The sequence below is a fragment of the Plantactinospora sp. B24E8 genome (assembly GCF_039871735.1).
In the GTDB taxonomy this organism is placed as follows: Bacteria; Actinomycetota; Actinomycetes; order Mycobacteriales; family Micromonosporaceae; genus Plantactinospora.
In genome coordinates, this window is record NZ_JBDPMH010000031.1 from 24,579 (window position 1) to 42,171 (window position 17,593).

At 72.2% G+C, this 17,593-nt stretch carries 20 protein-coding genes; 15 read left to right on the forward strand and 5 right to left on the reverse strand.

Annotated elements, in window-relative coordinates:
- Nucleotides 1-230: 230 nt before the first annotated feature.
- From dop to ABGB21_RS29360, 6 genes are all read left to right on the forward strand, one after another.
- Nucleotides 231-1,748, forward strand: coding sequence for a depupylase/deamidase Dop (gene dop, locus ABGB21_RS29335; RefSeq protein WP_347656286.1), 1,518 nt, complete (start codon nt 231-233; stop codon nt 1,746-1,748).
- A gap of 116 nt (nt 1,749-1,864) precedes the next feature.
- A complete protein-coding gene (locus ABGB21_RS29340; protein WP_347656284.1) occupies nt 1,865-2,080 on the forward strand; it encodes a ubiquitin-like protein Pup in 216 nt (71 codons plus the stop codon).
- Nucleotides 2,081-2,421: 341 nt separating this feature from the next.
- Nucleotides 2,422-3,222 (forward strand): proteasome subunit beta, encoded by an 801-nt coding sequence (gene prcB, locus ABGB21_RS29345; RefSeq protein ID WP_347656282.1) that lies wholly within the window; start codon nt 2,422-2,424, stop codon nt 3,220-3,222.
- Nucleotides 3,223-3,280: 58 nt separating this feature from the next.
- On the forward strand, nt 3,281-4,111 hold the full coding sequence (prcA, locus tag ABGB21_RS29350; RefSeq protein ID WP_347656280.1) for a proteasome subunit alpha: 831 nt from the start codon (nt 3,281-3,283) through the stop codon (nt 4,109-4,111).
- A gap of 78 nt (nt 4,112-4,189) precedes the next feature.
- Nucleotides 4,190-4,453: a hypothetical protein gene (locus ABGB21_RS29355; protein WP_347656278.1), complete on the forward strand. Its 264-nt coding sequence runs from the start codon at nt 4,190-4,192 to the stop codon at nt 4,451-4,453.
- Nucleotides 4,450-4,842 (forward strand): hypothetical protein, encoded by a 393-nt coding sequence (locus ABGB21_RS29360; protein ID WP_347656277.1) that lies wholly within the window; start codon nt 4,450-4,452, stop codon nt 4,840-4,842. Before ABGB21_RS29355 ends, ABGB21_RS29360 begins: the two co-directional genes overlap by 4 nt.
- A 40-nt stretch (nt 4,843-4,882) precedes the next feature.
- Here ABGB21_RS29360 and rfbD read toward each other — a convergent pair whose 3' ends face one another.
- Nucleotides 4,883-5,836 carry a dTDP-4-dehydrorhamnose reductase gene (gene rfbD / locus ABGB21_RS29365; RefSeq protein ID WP_347656275.1) on the reverse strand — a complete coding sequence of 318 codons (954 nt, stop codon included), beginning with the start codon at nt 5,834-5,836 and terminating at the stop codon, nt 4,883-4,885.
- Nucleotides 5,833-6,846 carry a dTDP-glucose 4,6-dehydratase gene (gene rfbB / locus ABGB21_RS29370; protein WP_347656273.1) on the reverse strand — a complete coding sequence of 338 codons (1,014 nt, stop codon included), beginning with the start codon at nt 6,844-6,846 and terminating at the stop codon, nt 5,833-5,835. The genes rfbD and rfbB overlap by 4 nt, the downstream gene beginning before the upstream one ends.
- A 131-nt stretch (nt 6,847-6,977) precedes the next feature.
- On the opposite strand from rfbB, the gene rfbA reads away from it, so the two are divergent.
- The 3 genes from rfbA (at nt 6,978) to ABGB21_RS29385 (ending at nt 9,569) form a co-directional block, all read left to right on the forward strand.
- Complete coding sequence (gene rfbA, locus ABGB21_RS29375; protein ID WP_347680511.1) at nt 6,978-7,850, forward strand: glucose-1-phosphate thymidylyltransferase RfbA; 873 nt, start codon at nt 6,978-6,980, stop codon at nt 7,848-7,850.
- Nucleotides 7,851-7,924: 74 nt separating this feature from the next.
- Entirely contained in the window at nt 7,925-9,283 is a 1,359-nt protein-coding gene (gene pafA, locus ABGB21_RS29380; protein ID WP_347656270.1) for a Pup--protein ligase, read from the forward strand.
- A gap of 82 nt (nt 9,284-9,365) precedes the next feature.
- Nucleotides 9,366-9,569, forward strand: a complete 204-nt coding sequence (locus ABGB21_RS29385) for a hypothetical protein (protein ID WP_347656268.1) — start codon at nt 9,366-9,368, stop codon at nt 9,567-9,569.
- A gap of 73 nt (nt 9,570-9,642) precedes the next feature.
- On the opposite strand, the gene ABGB21_RS29390 is transcribed toward ABGB21_RS29385, so the two are convergent.
- Nucleotides 9,643-10,734 (reverse strand): DUF3866 family protein, encoded by a 1,092-nt coding sequence (locus ABGB21_RS29390; protein WP_347656266.1) that lies wholly within the window; start codon nt 10,732-10,734, stop codon nt 9,643-9,645.
- A 93-nt stretch (nt 10,735-10,827) separates the two neighbouring features.
- Nucleotides 10,828-11,760: a cation diffusion facilitator family transporter gene (locus tag ABGB21_RS29395; protein ID WP_347656264.1), complete on the reverse strand. Its 933-nt coding sequence runs from the start codon at nt 11,758-11,760 to the stop codon at nt 10,828-10,830.
- Nucleotides 11,761-11,865: 105 nt separating this feature from the next.
- Between ABGB21_RS29395 and ABGB21_RS29400 the strand changes: the two genes are divergently transcribed.
- The 6 genes from ABGB21_RS29400 to ABGB21_RS29425 all read left to right on the forward strand — a co-directional run bounded on the left by ABGB21_RS29400 (nt 11,866) and on the right by ABGB21_RS29425 (nt 16,732).
- The gene (locus tag ABGB21_RS29400; protein WP_347656262.1) at nt 11,866-12,867 is read left to right on the forward strand and encodes a WYL domain-containing protein; all 1,002 of its coding nucleotides are present in this window, start codon (nt 11,866-11,868) and stop codon (nt 12,865-12,867) included.
- Between the two features lie 52 nt (nt 12,868-12,919).
- A complete protein-coding gene (locus ABGB21_RS29405; RefSeq protein ID WP_347656260.1) occupies nt 12,920-13,999 on the forward strand; it encodes a YafY family protein in 1,080 nt (359 codons plus the stop codon).
- Between the two features lie 9 nt (nt 14,000-14,008).
- Nucleotides 14,009-14,263, forward strand: coding sequence for a hypothetical protein (locus tag ABGB21_RS29410; RefSeq protein ID WP_347656259.1), 255 nt, complete (start codon nt 14,009-14,011; stop codon nt 14,261-14,263).
- 160 nt (nt 14,264-14,423) lie between these two features.
- Nucleotides 14,424-14,726 (forward strand): Sec-independent protein translocase subunit TatA, encoded by a 303-nt coding sequence (tatA, locus tag ABGB21_RS29415; RefSeq protein WP_347656257.1) that lies wholly within the window; start codon nt 14,424-14,426, stop codon nt 14,724-14,726.
- 15 nt (nt 14,727-14,741) lie between these two features.
- Complete coding sequence (gene tatC, locus ABGB21_RS29420; protein ID WP_347656256.1) at nt 14,742-15,692, forward strand: twin-arginine translocase subunit TatC; 951 nt, start codon at nt 14,742-14,744, stop codon at nt 15,690-15,692.
- A gap of 95 nt (nt 15,693-15,787) precedes the next feature.
- Nucleotides 15,788-16,732 carry a diacylglycerol kinase family protein gene (locus ABGB21_RS29425; RefSeq protein ID WP_347680513.1) on the forward strand — a complete coding sequence of 315 codons (945 nt, stop codon included), beginning with the start codon at nt 15,788-15,790 and terminating at the stop codon, nt 16,730-16,732.
- 20 nt (nt 16,733-16,752) lie between these two features.
- Here the strand turns inward: ABGB21_RS29425 and ABGB21_RS29430 are convergent, their stop codons facing one another.
- Nucleotides 16,753-17,436, reverse strand: a complete 684-nt coding sequence (locus ABGB21_RS29430) for an HAD-IA family hydrolase (protein WP_347680533.1) — start codon at nt 17,434-17,436, stop codon at nt 16,753-16,755.
- Nucleotides 17,437-17,593: the final 157 nt, after the last annotated feature.

Sequence of the window (17,593 nt, forward strand, 5' to 3'; positions counted from 1 at the left end):
GTGGCGGCGCCCCCGCTGCTGTCCGGCTCCGTCTTGCCAGTGGTGACCCGGGCGGGGGCGTACCGTGGTCGTGTCGACACGCCGGGCGAGAATTCCGGCGGCGGGGCGGACTACGCTCGACGCCATGGGCGAGCGAAGCGAGGCGGCGGCATGAGCGAGCGTGGCGAGCGAATCATCGGGCTCAGTGTGGTGGAGCCTCATGGCGTCGGTGAGCGAAGCGAGGCGGCGGCATGAGCGTTCGGCGGATCATGGGCACCGAGGTCGAGTACGGCATCTCCGTACCCGGCCAGGCCGGCGCCAACCCGATGGTGACGTCGTCCCAGGTGGTCAACGCGTACGGCGCCCGGCCCGAGCTGGCCCGGGGCGGTCGGGCGCGGTGGGACTACGAGGAGGAGTCGCCGCTGCGCGACGCCCGTGGTTTCACCTACTCCGGTGCGGCGTACGACCCGGCCGAGGCGTTGGCCGACGAGGACCTGGGCCTGGCCAACGTCATCCTCACCAACGGCGCGCGGCTCTACGTCGACCACGCCCACCCGGAGTACTCGACTCCCGAGGTGACCAACCCGATGGACCTGGTCCGCTGGGACAAGGCGGGGGAGCGGGTAATGGCGGAGGCGTCCCGGCGGGCGGCGACCATCCCCGGTACCCATCCGATCCACCTCTACAAGAACAACACCGACAACAAGGGCGCCAGCTACGGCGCGCACGAGAACTACCTGATGCGCCGGCAGACGCCGTTCGCCGACATCGTGACCTACCTGACCCCGTTCTTCGTGACCCGGCAGATCGTCTGCGGGGCCGGGCGGGTCGGCATCGGTCAGGATGGCTCGCAGACCGGTTTCCAGATCTCCCAGCGGGCCGACTTCTTCGAGGTCGAGGTCGGTCTGGAGACGACGCTGAAGCGGCCGATCATCAACACCCGGGACGAGCCGCACGCGGACGCCGACAAGTACCGCCGACTGCACGTGATCATCGGTGACGCGAACCTGTCGGAGATCTCCACCTACCTGAAGGTCGGCACCACCGCCCTGGTCCTCACCATGATCGAGGAGAAGGCGCTCAGCCCGGACCTGTCCATCGCGGACCCGGTGGGCGAGCTGAAGGCGGTCAGCCACGACCCGTCGCTGACCCACCGGATCCGGCTGCGGGACGGGCGCCGGCTGACCGCCCTGGACCTGCAGTGGGCGTACCTCGAACGGGCCCGCTCCTTTGTGGAGCAGCGGTACGGCGACGACGTCGACCCGGACACCACGGACGTGCTCGACCGCTGGGAGAGCGTGCTGGACCGACTCGGCCGCGACGTGATGCTCTGCGCCGGCGAACTCGACTGGGTGGCCAAGCTGCGGCTGCTGGAGGGCTACCGGGAGCGGGAGAAGCTCGGCTGGGCGTCGCACAAGCTGCAGCTGGTCGACCTGCAGTACTCCGACGTACGGCCGGAGAAGGGCCTCTACCACCGGCTGGTGAGCCGGGGCGCGATGGCCACCCTGCTGCCCGAGGAGCTGACCCGGTCGGCGATGACGGAGCCGCCGGAGGACACCCGCGCCTACTTCCGGGGCCGGTGCCTCGCCCAGTACGCCTCGGAGGTGGTCGCGGCGAGCTGGGACTCGGTCATCTTCGACGTCGGCCGGGAGTCGCTGGTCCGGGTGCCGATGATGGAGCCCGAGCGGGGCACCCGCAAGCACGTGGGCGCGTTGTTCGACCGCTGCGCGAGCGCGAAGGACCTGCTGGAGACCATCACCGGCGGCTAGCCTGTGCACCGTCCGGCCGGAAGATCGAATTCTGGCCGTACGGTGGGCCGCGACGGCCGGGTTTCGTCGTCGATCCGAGGTAAGTTTCTCGCAGGCGATCGTGGAGGAGGCACCAGATGGCTACCCGTGACACCGGCGGTCAGTCGCAGTCGGGCAAGTCCCGTCGGGACGAGGAGGTCGACGAGGTTTCGGCCGAGGTGAACCCGGAGGTCGCCGAGCGGCACGCCGAGATCACCGAGGACGTCGACGACCTGTTGGACGAAATCGACTCGGTGCTGGAGGAGAACGCGGAGGAGTTCGTCCGGGGCTACGTCCAGAAGGGTGGACAGTAGCCCGGTGCGGTACCGGTCCGGGCGTGGTGCTTCCCGTCCGGTCGGCGGTGACGCCGTCGGCGGGTCCGGCGCGGGCCGGCGCCGCGCCGGATTCGCGACGTCCCGTCCGGCCCCGGGGACGTGGCCGACCGCCCGCCGTGCCGGACATCCAGCTGCTCCATGGTCCCCGCAACACGGGGACCGAGATCATCGCACCGGAGAGGCCCGGGCGATAGTCTGCTTCAACCGCAAGGCCTCGCCTCGGCCGGTTCCGCGTTCGACGTGGCGGAGCCGGGCGAGGCGATGACATACCTGAGAGGAAGCACGTGGCGGCTTTTGATCCCACCGGGCGTCTACCAGACGTGTTCCTCAACGTGGGCACGTCCTCGTTCACCCAGTTCCTCGGCATGGCGGCGCCCGACCTGCTGCCTGGTCGCCGGCCGCTGCCACCCGGGTCGGCCGCCGACATGGTCCCGCACGCCACCACCATCGTCGCGCTGACCACCGCCGAGGGTGTGGTGATGGCGGGTGACCGGCGGGGCACGATGGGCAACCTGATCTCCAGCCGGGACATCCGGAAGGTGCATCCGGCCGACGCGTACTCGCTGATCGGCTTCGCCGGCACCGCCGGCATCGCCCTGGAGATGGTGCGACTCTTCCAGGTGGAGTTGGAGCACTACGAGAAGATCGAGGGGGCGATGCTCTCCCTCGACGGTAAGGCGAACCGTCTCGCGGCGATGATCCGTGGCAACCTCGGTGCGGCGATGCAGGGGCTCGCGGTGATCCCGCTCTTCGCCGGCTACGACCTCGCCACCTCCGATCCCGCGAAGGCGGGTCGGATCTTCAGCTTCGACGTCGCCGGCGGGCCGTACGAGGAGACCGGCTACGACGGGATCGGTTCCGGGTCGCTGTTCGCGAAGGCGGCGCTGAAGAAGCGTTACCGGCCCGGTCTGAGCACCGAGGAGGCGATCCGGGTGGCCGTCGAGTCCCTCTACGACGCCGCCGACGACGACAGCGCCACCGGCGGTCCGGATCTCACCCGCCGGATCTACCCGGTGGTGATGACGGCCACCGCGGAGGGCACCAACCGGCTCTCCGACGCCGAGGCGGCGTCGGTCGCCGAAGCGGTGGTCGCCGCCCGGATGGAGAACCCGGGCGGCTGACGCCGCCGTTGTTGCCCCAAACCCGTCGTCAGCGTTACCGGTAAGGAGAACCGCCGCCGTGGCCATGCAGTTCTACGCCTCCCCCGAACAGATCATGCGCGACCGCTCCGAGCTGGCCCGTAAGGGCATCGCCCGGGGCCGGAGCGCGGTGACGCTGAGCTACGAGGGCGGGGTGCTCTTCGTGGCGGAGAACATCTCCACCGCCCTGCACAAGGTGAGCGAGATCTACGATCGGATCGCCTTCGCGGCGGTCGGTCGCTACAACGAGTTCGAGAACCTGCGCCGGGCGGGGGTGCGGATGGCCGACGCCACCGGCCTCAGCTTCGACCGCCGCGACGTCACCGGCCGGGCGCTGGCGAACGCGTACGCCCAGACGTTGGGGGCGATCTTCACCGAGCAGTCGAAGCCGTTCGAGGTGGAGATCTGCGTTGCGGAGGTCGGTGCCACGCCGGACGACGACGAACTGTACCGGATCACCTACGACGGCTCGGTGAACGACGAACCCGGCCGGATGGCGATGGGCGGGCAGGCGGAGGCGGTCACCGGCGCGCTACGTGAGGACCACCGGCCGGAGATGTCGCTCGACGACGCGGTCCGGTTGGCGGTCCGGGCGCTGGGCAGTGTCGGCGGCGAGGGCGGCGCGCCCCGGACCATCGCCGCGTCCCAGCTCGAGGTGGCGGTCCTGGACCGACGGCGGGTGGGACGTACCTTCCGCCGGATCACCGGGGCGGCGCTGGCCTCCCTGCTCAACGGGACGCCTGCCAAGGCCGACGGCGCCGGTGCCGGGGCGGAGGAGCCGAAGGCGCCGGCCCCCGGGCCGGCGAAGCCGACCGAGTCGGCGGCCTCCGCCGACCTGGAGAACAAGGCGTCCGCCGACCCGGACGAGTGAGTGTCACGGCGCCCGGGCCACGGCACCGGGCGCCGGTTCCCTGTCCGGGCCCGGGTGTGATCCGGTAGCCTCACCGGTATGACTCGGCGTGTGACGGTCAGCCTTCCCGACGACGTGGCCTCCCGGCTCGAGGCGGAACCGAACGCGTCCGCCTACGTCGCCCAGGCCGTCCGGGACCGGATGGCCCGGGAGCGGACCGCCCAGCTCCTCGCCGAGCACGGGTTCCCGATCACCGACGAAGGCCGGGAGCGGGCCCGACGGCGTCTCACCGAGGCCCGGGAACGGATGACACACGCCCGGTGGGACCGGCTCCGTGCGGTCGGCCGGAAGCCGGCGGCGTGACCGACAACGTCGACAACATTCGACTGGTTCTGGACACCTCGGCGATCCTCGCCTACGCGACCACCTCGATCGCCGTCGGGGAGACGATCGCCGAGGTGGTCGACGAGGGCGGCCGGTTCGCCGTCCCGGTCGCCTGCCTGGCCGAGGCGTCGCGGCTGGTACCGGAGGGACAGGCGGCGGGCGTGTTGCTGCTGGTCGAGCATCCGTGCGCGTACCTCACCCCGGTCGGGACCGAGGACTGGCGGGTGCTCGCCGAATGGACCCGGATCCTGGGCCGGCTGGACGCCGCCTCGGCGCTGATCGAGGCGATCGGCTGGACGGCGTACGTGCTGACCGGGGAGCCGAAGCTGTACGGCGACCCGGACGAGATGCCGATCATCCCGATCTGACCCCCCCACCCGGCCGTTGCCCGCTGATCCGGGCGCCGTCCTAGCCCGCGACCAGCGGTGGCACCCCGGGCGGGACGCCGGCGGCACCCGACGCCGGAATCCGGGCGGCGGGGGCGGCGTCGCGCAGCGGGCCGCCCGGCCGCAGCGCCGCGGCCAGCTGGTCCCGCCAGTGCGGCAGTGGCGGCAGGCCAGCCCGGGCCCAGCCGGCGTGCCCCAGCACGCTGTACCCGGGCCGGCGGGCCGGCCGGGGGAACCGGTCACTGGTGGTGGGCCGGACCCGTTCCGGATCCAGACCGGCCCACCGGAAGACCTCCCGGGCCAGGCCGTACCAGGTGGTCTGGCCGGTGGCGGTGCCGTGGTACGCGCCGGCCGGCGCGTCGCCCCGGCCGGCTGCCTCGGCCAACTCGACCAGGCGTTCGGCGAGGGCGTACGACCAGGTCGGCTGCCCGTGCTGGTCGTCGACCACGTCGAGGTGCGGACGTTCGGCGGCCAGCCGGAGCATGGTGCGGACGAAGTTCGGGCCGTGGGCCCCGTACAGCCAGGCGGTGCGGACCACGTAACCGGTTCGGGGAAGCAGCCGGAAGACGGCACGTTCGCCGGCCAGCTTGCTGCGGCCGTACGCGTTGACCGGTGCGGTCGGCGCGTCCTCGGGATAGGGCCGGGTGGCGTCGCCGGCGAAGACGTAGTCGGTCGAGACGTGTATAAGCCGGGCCCCGGTTTCGGCGCAGGCCCGGGCCAGGTGCGCCACCCCGTCTCCGTTCACCGCGGTGGCGTCCGCCTCCCGGCTCTCCGCTCCGTCGACGTCGGTCCAGGCGGCCGCGTTCAGCACCACGTCGTGTCCGTCGACCGCGGACCGGACCGCCACCGGGTCGGTGACATCCAGGTCGGCCCGGGTGGCGGCGGTGACCTCCGCGCCGTCCCGTCCGGCGAGCACGGCGGCCACGTCCCGGCCGAGCAGACCACCGGCGCCGGTCACCAGCCACCGGGCGGTCATCCGACGGTCGGGGCGGGGCGGGTCGCCGCCGGGTCGAGTCGTGCCTTCAGCGGCTCCCACCAGGCACGGTTCTCCCGGTACCAGGCGATCGTGTCGACCAGTCCACGGTCGAGGTCGACCTGCGGGGCGTACCCGAGCTCTTCACGGATCTTGGTGATGTCGAGCGAGTAGCGCCGGTCGTGCCCCATCCGGTCGGCGACCGGGACGACCCGGTCCCAGCCGGCGCCGCAGGCGGCGAGCACCCGGCCGGTCAGCTCGCGGTTGGTCAGTTCGGTGCCGCCACCGATGTGGTAGACCTCGCCCGGCCGGCCCTTGTCCTGGACCAGCGCGATGCCGACACAGTGGTCGTGGACGTGCAGCCAGTCCCGGACGTTGCCACCGTCGCCGTAGAGCGGCACGGTGCCCCCGTCGAGCAGGTTGGTGACGAAGAGCGGGAGGACCTTCTCGGGGAACTGGTACGGCCCGTAGTTGTTGGAGCAGCGGGTCAGCACCACGTCCATGCCGTACGTCCGGTGGTAGGCGAGGGCGAGCAGGTCGGAGCCGGCCTTGGTCGCCGCGTACGGGGAGTTCGGCGCCAGCGGCTGGGTCTCGGCCCAGGACCCGGAGTCGATCGAGCCGTATACCTCGTCGGTGGAGACGTGCACGAAGCGCCCGGTGCCGTGCCGCAGTGCGGCGTCCAGCAGGGTCTGGGTGCCGAGCACGTTTGTGGAGACGAACGGGGCGGCGCTGACGATCGACCGGTCGACGTGGGACTCGGCGGCGAAGTGCACGACCACGTCGTGCCCGGCGACCACCTCGTCGACCACCACCGGGTCGCAGATGTCGCCGACGACCACCGACAGCCGGGGGTCGTGGCGAACCGGATCGAGGTTCGCCAGGTTGCCGGAGTAGGTCAGCTTGTCCAGCACGGTGACCACACCGGGGTCGAGCCGTGGACCGGTGCCGGTCAGCAGCATACGTACATATTCAGACCCGATGAATCCGGCGCCGCCGGTGACGAGGATCCTCATGGGACCGGAAGTCTACGCCGGATCCGGAAATGCCGGCGCATTTGGCCGGCGAGCCGTTTCGTCGGCAACCGGCCAGTCGGTGATCCGACGAAAAAGCCGCCGGTTCTACGGTGGGTCGGTAACCTGCGCCAATGCGCGGAATCTTGTTGGCGGGCGGCACCGGCTCGCGGCTCTGGCCGATCACACAGGCCGTTTCGAAGCAACTGATGCCGGTGTTCGACAAACCAATGATCTATTACCCGTTGTCCACCCTGGTAATGGCCGGAATACGGGAAATCCTCATTATCACCACCCGGGACGACCAGCCGCAGTTCCGACGCCTGCTCGGCGACGGCGGGCAGTGGGGCCTGCGCCTGGAGTACATGGTGCAGCCGACGCCGGACGGTATCGCCCAGGCGTTCCTGCTCGGCGAGGACTTCCTGGCCGGTGAACCGGTGGCCCTGATCCTCGGCGACAACATCTTCTACGGTGGCGGACTGGGCCGCAGCCTCGCCCTGCGTGAGCCACCGGACGGCGGCCGGATCTTCGCCTATCCGGTCGCGGACTGCGCGGGTTACGGAATCGTCGAGTTCGACACCGACGGCACCGCGTTGTCGATCGAGGAGAAGCCGGAGAAGCCGAAGTCCCGGTACGCCGTACCGGGCCTGTACTTCTACGCCGGCGACGTGGTGGAGATCGCCCGAGGGCTCACCCCGAGTGAACGCGGCGAACTGGAGATCACCGCGGTGAACCAGACGTATCTGCGGCAGGGACGACTCCAGGTCACCGCCCTGGACCGGGGTACGGCGTGGCTGGACACCGGGACCTTCACCTCGTTGATGCAGGCCGGCGAGTTCGTCCGGGTGATCGAGGAACGGCAGGGCCTGAAGGTCGGCTGCATCGAGGAGGTCGTCTGGCGCAGCGGCCTGATCAGCGACGACCAGCTCCGGGACCTGGCCGAACCGCTCACCAGGAGCGGGTACGGCGAGTACCTCTTCAGCATCCTGGAGGACCCCGGCCGGTGACCGTTGCGGCCGACCCGGACAACGCCACCCGCCGACAGTGACCAATCGGCCCCTCGGGCGACTAATCTCCAACCATGGAACGGCGAATCTTCGGTCTCGAAACCGAGTACGGCGTCACCTGCACCTATCGCGGCCAGCGCCGCCTGTCACCGGACGAGGTCGCCCGGTACCTCTTCCGCCGGGTGGTGTCCTGGGGGCGGTCGAGCAACGTCTTCCTGCGCAACGGAGCCCGGCTCTACCTCGACGTCGGGTCCCATCCCGAGTACGCCACGCCCGAGTGTGACTCGGTCGCCGACCTGGTCGCCCACGACCGGGCCGGGGAACGGATCCTGGAGGGCCTGCTCGTCGACGCGGAGAAGCGGCTGCACGACGAGGGGATCGCGGGCGAGATCTACCTGTTCAAGAACAACACCGACTCCGCCGGCAACTCGTACGGCTGCCACGAGAACTATCTGGTCTCCCGACACGGCGAGTTCGGCCGGCTCGCCGACGTCCTGATTCCGTTCCTGGTGACCCGGCAGCTGATCTGCGGCGCGGGCAAGGTCCTGCAGACCCCCCGGGGCGCCGTCTACTGCCTGTCCCAGCGGGCCGAGCACATCTGGGAGGGCGTCTCCTCGGCGACCACCCGCAGCCGGCCGATCATCAACACCCGGGACGAGCCGCACGCCGACGCCGAGCGCTACCGGCGGCTGCACGTCATCGTCGGGGACTCGAACATGAACGAGGTGACCACCCTGCTCAAGGTCGGCAGCGCGGACATCGTGCTGCGGATGATCGAGGCCGGGGTGGTGATGCGGGACCTCTCGCTGGAGAACCCGATCCGGGCGATCCGGGAGGTCTCGCACGACATCACCGGGCGGCGCAAGGTCCGGCTCGCCTCCAACAAGGAGATCAGCGCGCTGGAGATCCAGCAGGAGTACCTGGCCAAGGCGACCGAGTTCGTCGAGCGCCGGGGCGGCGACCAGACCGCGAAGCGGGTGGTCGAGCTCTGGGGCCGGGTGCTGCGGGCGGTCGAGACCGGCAACCTCGACCCGGTGGCCCGGGAGATCGACTGGGTGACGAAGCTCCAGCTCATCGAGCGTTACCAGCGCAAGAACGACCTGCCGTTGTCGCATCCGCGGATCGCCCAGATGGATCTGGCGTACCACGACCTGCGTCGCGGCCGGGGCCTCTACGGGCTGCTGGAACGCCGTAAGCAGGTGGACCGGATCGCCACCGACCCGGAGATCTTCGAGGCGAAGGAGACGCCGCCGCAGACCACCCGGGCCCGGCTGCGGGGTGAGTTCATCCGGCACGCCCAGGAGAAGCGCCGGGACTTCACCGTCGACTGGGTCCACCTCAAGCTCAATGACCAGGCGCAGCGCACGGTGCTCTGCAAGGACCCGTTCCGGGCGTACGACGAACGCGTCGAGCGGCTGATCGCGAGCATGTGACGCACCGGCCCGCCGGCCCGGGCGCACCTGATCCGAGGTGCGGCCCACGGCCGGCGGGCCGGTTCGTTAGGCTGAGCCCGCCATGACAGATCAACATCCCGGTCACGAGGGCGAGGAACGTCGCCCGGAGCAGGTGCGGCTCAACCGTCTGGAGCGCCGCCGCGCGAAGATCCGTGAGGAGATCGAGCGGAACCGCCGCGGCGAGTACCGGGTACCGACCTGGGTGCTGACGGTGGTGCTCGTCGCGGTGGTCGCCGGCTGGCTCGCGCTGGTCTTCCTCAGCTGATCCCGACCACGCGTACTTCCTGACCGCGTCGACCGCCCGTCGGCCCGTCCGCCCGGGGTGCCGCAGCCGCCGCTCAGGGTTGGCGCAGCAGCGCGGCGGCGTGCCGGCCGGCGGCGGCCGCGGCGAGGAAGTACGCGTGGTCGGCGTCGAGTCCGCGCCCCATCGTGGAGAGCGGTACCGGTGCCGCCCGGAGGGCGGCGTCCAGCCCGGCCACGTCCACCCGGACCAGACGGTGCCGCCCGGCGAGCGGGGCGAGGGCCCGGTCCACCTCGTCAGCCAGCGCCGGCGCCAGCCCGGTGGGCACCACCAGGTCGGCGGCGGCCAGCGCGACCCGGCCGTACGCGGTCAGGCTGTGGTGGGAGACGCCCCGGTGCCGGTGCCGCGGGTCGGCGTCGGAGATCCGCAGTGATCCCACCGGCCGGCCACCCAGCGCGGCGACCGCGTTGACCGCCTCACCGACCGCCACCCCGGAATAGCCCCACCGGGTGCCGGTGCCCAGGTTGCCCGGCCCCTGCGCCACGATCACCAGCTCCGCGCCGAGCGCGTGCCGGGCGGCGAGCAGCCCGCTGTGCACGTTCGTGGCCTCCAGGTCGCCGCCGAACGCCTGTCCGACGGTGACCGTGCCGACCAGGTGATCGCGCAACCCGTCCAGCGTCCGGGAGAACCAGGCCGGCAGGGCGCCCCCGTCGGTCATCAGGTAGCCGATCCTGGCGTCCGGCGCGTCGGCCCGGACCCCGGCCACGATCGCGGGCAGCGCGGAGTGCAGGTCGGCGGTGACCACCGGCAGCCCGGCCAGATCGTCGGCGTCGGCGAGCTTCTCCCGGTACGGCGACGCCTCCTCGTCCGCGCCGAGCACGATCGGCTGCAACGGGGTGTAACGGGCCTTGACCAGGTGGCCGTCGTCGCGGGTGTGTGCCGAGGCGGGCGGGTCCGGCGGCAGCCGGTCCGGTAGCGCGACGACCAGGGCGTACCCGCCGGTGCCGAGCCCCATCACCAGTGCGTTCACGTTGAGCAGCACCCGGTCGCCGGGCTGCGGGGTGCCAACCAGCGACGGATAGGCGAGCGCCCGGACGTCGACCCCGTCGCTCTGCCTGACCTCGAGTTCCACCGCGCCGTGCCAGTGCCGTCGGAGCGCCGTGACCGTGCCGGACCGCCATCGCACCATGGCCGGCAGGGTAACCGGGGCGTCCGCCCGGCCCGGCCCCGGGTGCGACGTTCGCAGACGGTCGGGCGGACCGGTCCCGACCGGGCGGGTCGGCTACGGTGACCGGCCGTGGGTCGGGTCGAGGAAGACGTACGAGACGGCGGGGTAGCGGGCCACCAGCCGCTGTTCGGCCCGGTCCGCCTCGGCCTCGATCTCCGCCCCGGTCGCCTCGTCCCGGAAGTCGACCTTGGCCGCCACCAGGATCTCGTCCGGCCCGAGGTACATGGTGAACAGCGTGTGGACCCGTTCCACCGTCGGCAGCCCGGCCAGCTCCTGGTGGATCTCCCGGTGCACCCGTGGCGGCACGGCCTGGCCGACCAGCAGCGAGATGTTGCTCCGGGCCAGGACGGCGGCCACCACCAGGAGCAGCAGACCGATCGCGATCGACGCCAGCCCGTCCCAGAGTTCGTTGCCGGTGATCTCGGAGAGCCAGACCCCGAGCGCGGCCAGGGAGATGCCGATCAGCGCGGCGCTGTCCTCGAGGAACACCGCCTTCACCATGGTGTCCGGGGTGTGGCGCAGGTACCGGGCGGAGCTGATCCCGCGTTCCCGGGACCGTCGTCGGACCTGCCGGACGGCCCGGGTGAGCGAGACCGACTCGATGACGAACGAGGTCGCCAGGACGACGTACGAGACCACGTACTCACCGCTGTGCTCGCCGTGCCGAATCGTGTTGACCCCGTGGGTGATCGAGAACCCGGCGCCGACCACGAAGGTGAAGATCGCGGCGATGAACGCCCAGACGTAGCTCTCCTTGCCGTACCCGAACGGGTGCTGGACGTCGGCGGGGCGGGCGCCGCGGCGCAGCGCGGTGAAGAGCAGGACCTCGGTGGCGGTGTCGGCGATCGAGTGGGCGCCCTCGGAGAGCATCGCCGCCGAGCCGGAGATGAGACCCGCCAGCACCTTGGCCGCGGCGATCAGGAGGTTGGCCAGCCCGGCCACGACCACCGTGACCACACTCTCCGTGTTCGCCTGCCGTTCGGCCATACCGTCAGCCTAGGAGCCGGCGCGGGTCCGGGCAGGCGGAGCCTGCTCCCGGTACGCCCCGTGTGGGTGTCCGCGCCGGCAGCCGTGACTGCTAGCGTCTGTAGCGTGTCGCGGACCCGTACCGAGCGCCTGGTCAACCTGGTGATCTGCCTGCTGTCCACGCGGCGGTTCCTGACCGCCGCGCAGATCGCCGCGACCGTACCGGGCTACGAGCATGATCCTGACGACCCGCGCGACCACGAGGCCTTCCAGCGGAAGTTCGAGCGGGACAAGGCCGAGCTGCGGGAGCTGGGCGTCCCTCTGGAGACCGGCACCGCCAGCGCGTTCGACACCGAGCCGGGCTACCGGATCGCCCACCGCGAGTACGCGTTGCCGGAGATCCCGCTGGAGCCCGACGAGGCGGCCGCGGTGGGCATCGCCGCCCGACTCTGGCGGCACGCCGGGCTCGCCGCCGCCGCCTCCTCCGGTCTGGCCAAACTGCGGGCCGGGGGCATCGACGTCGACCCGCAGGCCACCCTCGACATGGAACCGGTGGTCACCGTCGACCCGGCGTTCGCGCCGCTCACCTCGGCGGCCCGGGACCGGCGTACGGTCACCTTCGACTATCGGGTGCCGGAGAGCGACGATCCGACGAGCCGACGGCTGCAGCCGTGGGGGGTGGTCTGCTGGCGCGGCCGCTGGTACGTGGTCGGTCACGACCTCGACCGGCAGGCGCCCCGGTGCTTCCGACTGTCCCGGATCGTCGGTGGCGCGGTCCGGCCGGTGGGCGCACCGGGCACCTTCGAGCCGCCCGGCGACGTCGACCTCATCAGCTACGTGGCGCGCTGGTCCGGTCCGGTCGAGCGGCCCGGGCGGGCCACCGTGCTGGTCCGCCCCGGTCGGGCCGCCGGGCTGCGCCGGTGGGCCCGGGAGGCGACCAGCGGACCCGACGGCGACCTGCTGGTCCTGGCGTACGCCGATGCCGAGTCGCTCGCCGGCCGGCTCGTCGGCTACGGTCCCGATGTCCGGGTGCTCGACCCACCGGAGGTCCGGGAGGCCGTGATCCAGCGGCTGAAGGAGATCGCCACCCGGCACGACGAGGTGGTCGTCGCCCGTACCCCGGTGTGACGCCGGTGGTGCGGGCCGCGTGCCCGGCCGACTGACCGAAGGAGGAGACACCGTGACCCGTCCGGCGCAACGGTCCGGTGCGTCCCGGGCCTCGGCCGACCGGCTGGCCCGGCTGTTGAACCTGGTGCCGTACCTGCTCGCCCGGCCCGGTATCGCGGTGGCCGAGGCGGCGGCCGACCTCGGGGTGACCGAGCGGCAGCTCCGCGAGGACCTGGAACTGCTCTGGGTCTGCGGGCTACCCGGATACGGCCCGGGTGACCTGATCGACATGGCCTTCGACGGCGACACGGTCACCATCACCTACGACGCCGGCATCGACCGTCCGCTGCGGCTGACCCCGGACGAGGCACTGGCCCTGGTGGTCGCGTTGCGGATGCTCGCCGAGACCCCCGGGATCGCCAACCGGGACGCGATCGAGCGGGCCCTCGCCAAGATCGAGAGTGCGGCCGGCGACCACGCCGACGCCCCGGTCGCGGTCCGGCTGCCGGGTGACAGCGACCGGGTGGAGGCGTTGCGGGGTGCGGTGGGTCGGCGGCGGGCGCTGCGGATCACCTACTACACGGCGGCCCGGGACGAGACGACCGAGCGGACCGTGGACCCGATCCGGGTGTCGGTGGTCGGCGGCCACGCCTACCTCGAGGCGTGGTGCCGCCGGGCGGAGTCGGTGCGGATGTTCCGCGCCGACCGGATCGACGCCCTCGTCGAACTGGACGAGCCGGCCGCGCCGCCGGCGCAGGCCCAGCTGCACGACCTCAGTGCCGGCATCTTCCGTCCCTCGGCGGACCTGCCGCTGGTCACCCTGCGGGTCGGTCGGCCCGCGCGGTGGATCACCGAGTACTACCCGTGCGAGCGGGTCGAGCCGGACCCGGGTGCCGGCGCCGGCTCGGGCCGGGAGTGGCTGGTCTCGCTCCGGGTCACCGACCTGGACTGGGCCCGACGGTTCGTGCTCGGCCTCGGCCCGGAGGTCACCGTGGTCTCCCCGCCCGAACTCGCCGAACAGGTACGCGACCAGGCGGCGGCGGCACTGAATGCCTACGCCGATCCCGCCGATCCCGCCGACCCCGCCTACGCCGATCCCGCGCCGGCCGACCCCGGGTACGCCGGACCGGCGGGCGGTACCGCGAGCCGCTAGGCTGACCGGGTGGTGAAGTGGATCGTGCTGGCGGCGGTGCTGTTCGGCCTGCTGGTGCTCGCGCTGGCCGCCCGCCGGGTGCTGATCCGGCTGCCCGGGCTGCGTCGGGCCGCCCTGGCCCTGCAGCGTCGGCAGGAGCAGGCCGAGCACCTGCAGCAGGTGGCGCTGACCCTGCAGCGGCGGGCGGAGGAGCTGCAGCAGCAGGTGGAGATCGTGCAGCGGCGGGTCGAGGTGATCCAGTCCCGGCGCGGCAAGCGGGCGTGAACGCCGAGGTCGGCCGGTTGACGGACGACTGCCGTTGGTCAAGACTTCACCGGCCGGGCCGGAAACATACCAACCTGGCGGGTGGCGACGGCCCCCGACACACGTACGATGGGCCAGGACAACACCCCTCTGCTGGACAAAAACCGAACTGGAGTTCCCCATGGTCGGAGCCCTGAAGCCGTGGCACATCTTCGTCCTCGTGGCAGTGCTCGTACTGCTCTTCGGCGCGAAGCGGCTCCCGGACGCGGCCCGTTCGCTCGGCCGCTCGCTGCGCATCATCAAGGCCGAGACCAAGAGCCTCGCCGACGACGACAAGGACCTGGCGGAGAAGGCCGACGCCCAGGCGGCCCGGCACCCGCTCCCCGGTGACTCGACGGTGCAGCCGACCAGCGTCCACCAGCCCGGGTACCAGCCCCCGGCGGCGCCGGTGAACGACCCGGTGCAGCGCGTCCGCGACAACTGACCCGGGTCCGCACCCGTGGCATTCGCGCTGCGCCGTCGGCGCGGCCCCAGCAACTTCGAGCGGGCCGCCGACGGCTCGATGACCCTGGTCGAACACCTCCGGGAGTTGCGTAACCGGCTGTTCCGGGCGTCCCTGGCGATCCTGGTCGGCTTCGGCGCCGGGATCTTCCTGGCCCGACCGGTCCGTCGGCTGCTGCAGGAGCCGTACTGCGAACTGCCCGGCTCGACGGTGAACGGCAAGTGCCAGTTCACCCAGCTCGGGCCGGCCGACCTCTTCCTGCTCGACCTGAAGATCGGGCTCTGGGTCGGGCTGATCCTGGCCGCGCCGATCTGGCTCTACCAGCTCTGGGCGTTCATCGCCCCGGGCCTGCACCGGCACGAGCGGCGGTACGCGTACGTCTTCACCGCCCTGGCCGCGCCGCTGTTCGCGGCCGGCGCCGTGCTGGCGTACTTCGTGGTCGCGAAGGGTCTCGAGTTCCTGGTCGGCCTCTCCGGTGAGGACGTCACCAACACCCTGGAGATCACCCGGTACATCTCGTTCGTCACCAACATGATCCTGATGTTCGGGGTGGCGTTCGAGTTCCCGCTGGTCGTGCTGATGCTCAACTTCGTCGGCATCGCCAGCGGCCGGCGGTTGCTGAGCTGGTGGCGGGTCGCGGTCTTCGTCTTCTTCCTCTTCTCGGCGATCGTCACCCCCACCCCGGATCCGTTCGGCATGACCGCACTGGCGCTCTGCCTCTCCGCGCTCTACTTCGGGGCGGTCGGGGTGGCGTTCCTCAACGACCGACGCCGGGGCCGGGGCCGGGAGATCTACACCGGGCTCGACGACGACGAGGTGTCGCCGCTCGACCTCACCCCGGAGCCGGTCACCGCCGGCGGACGGGTCGAGACGATCGACCCGATCGGTGCGCCGGAACCGGTCGCCGCGCCGAAACCGATCGACCGGGGTTACGACGACGCGACCTGAGCCACGCCCCGCTGATCGACCACAGAGCCGCCCCGGACGGATCCGTCCGGGGCGGCTCTGTCGGATCCGGCGGGTCGGACGGTACGGTGCTCGCCGTGACCGCGAACGATCAGCTGTCCGGGGCCGGGCCGGCCGCCGCACCGCGCGACGGGTACCTGGCGGTGCTGGCCAACCCGGCGGCCGGTCGGGGGCGCTACCGGGGACTGCTGCCGATCGTGCTCGACCGGCTCGGCGCGGCCGGGTGGCCGGTCGTCCTGCTCGAGGCGGAAACCGCCGACCAGGCCCGGGCCGCCTGTGCGACCGCGGTCGCCGACGGTGCCGCCGCGTTGGTGACCGTCGGCGGTGACGGCACCGTCAACCTGGCGCTCCAGGCGGTCGCCGACACCGGTGTCGCCTTCGGCCCGGTACCGGCCGGGACCGGTAACGACTTCGCGGTCTGCACCGGCTTTCCCGCCGACCCGCTCGCCGCGGTCGAGGTGATCGCCGCCGCGCTGACCGCCGGTCGGACCCGCCCGGCCGACCTGGCCCGGATGACCGCCGGCGACGGCACCTCCCGGTGGTTCGGCGCGGTGCTGGCCGCCGGGTTCGACGCGCTGGTCAACGAGCGGGCGAACCGGATGTCCTGGCCGCGTGGCCGCCGCCGGTACGACCTGGCGATCCTGGTGGAACTGGCCCGGCTCCGCCCTCGGCGCTACACGCTACGGCTGGACGGCGTGCCGCTGGAGTTCGACGGGGTGCTGGTCGCGGTCGGCAACTGCCCGAGCTACGGCGGCGGGATGCGGATCTGCCCGGACGCCGACCCGACCGACGGGCAGCTGGACGTGGTCTACGCCGGTCCGGTCGGCCGGGCCACACTGGCCAGGATCAAGCCCCGGGTCTACCGGGGCAGCCACGTCGACCATCCGATGGTGCACAGCCACCGGGCCCGGACGGTGGAGATCTCCGCCGACGGGATCGTCGGGTACGCCGACGGCGAGCGGGCGCTGCCGCTGCCGGTGACGGTGACCGCCGTGCCCGACGCGGTACGCCTGCTGATCTGACCCGGCCCCGGCGCCTGGAGTCAGGTGTCGTCGGTGAGTGCCAGATCGAGTACCGAGGCCAGCCCGTTGGACCGGCCCGCCTCGGCGGTCGGCAGTACCAGCGCGGCACAGCCGGCGTTCACCGCCCCGGCGTCCGCCGGGGTGTCGCCGACCATCAGGGCCCGTTCCGGGTCGACGCCGAGCAGACCGCAGGCACGCCAGAAGATCGCCGGGTCCGGTTTGCAGCGACCCACCTCGTACGAGAGCACGAACGCGTCGACCAGGTCGGTGAGCTCCCAGGCGGCGAAGAGTGGCCGGGGGTCGAAGCCGATGTTGCTGACCACGGCGACCGGGATCCGGGCCGCCCGCAGCACCCGGAGCGTCTCCCGGGTGTCCGGGTACGGCAGCCAGCCGTCCGGGGTGAGCAGGCGTTCGTAGAGGGCCTCGGGAAGCCCGTCCACGCCGGTGTCGACGGTGGCGGCGAGTCCGACGTACGCGGCCCGGTGGGCGGGCGGGTAGAGGTCCCGTTCCGCCCACACCTCGGCCAGGTGCGGCGGTACCCGGGCCGGCAACGGGCCGCCCGGTCGGCCGGCGGCGACGAGCCGGTCCGCCAGGCCGGTGGCGCGGGCGCGGTCCAGCGTCGCGCCGCACTCCGCCGCGGCGGCCTGGACCCATCCGACCGGGTCCTCCACCTGGGCGAGAGTGCCGTGGAAGTCGAAGAGCACCGCGTCGACCGGCCGGCGGGCGGCTGTCGGGGCCGCGGAACCTCCGGTTCCGTGCGACGTACGTGGCTTGGGCGGTTCGGCATGGTCCGGCACGTGCTGCACCCTACCGACCTGCTCCCGACGGCCCGCTCCACGGCCTGCCGGGGTGCGCCCACCC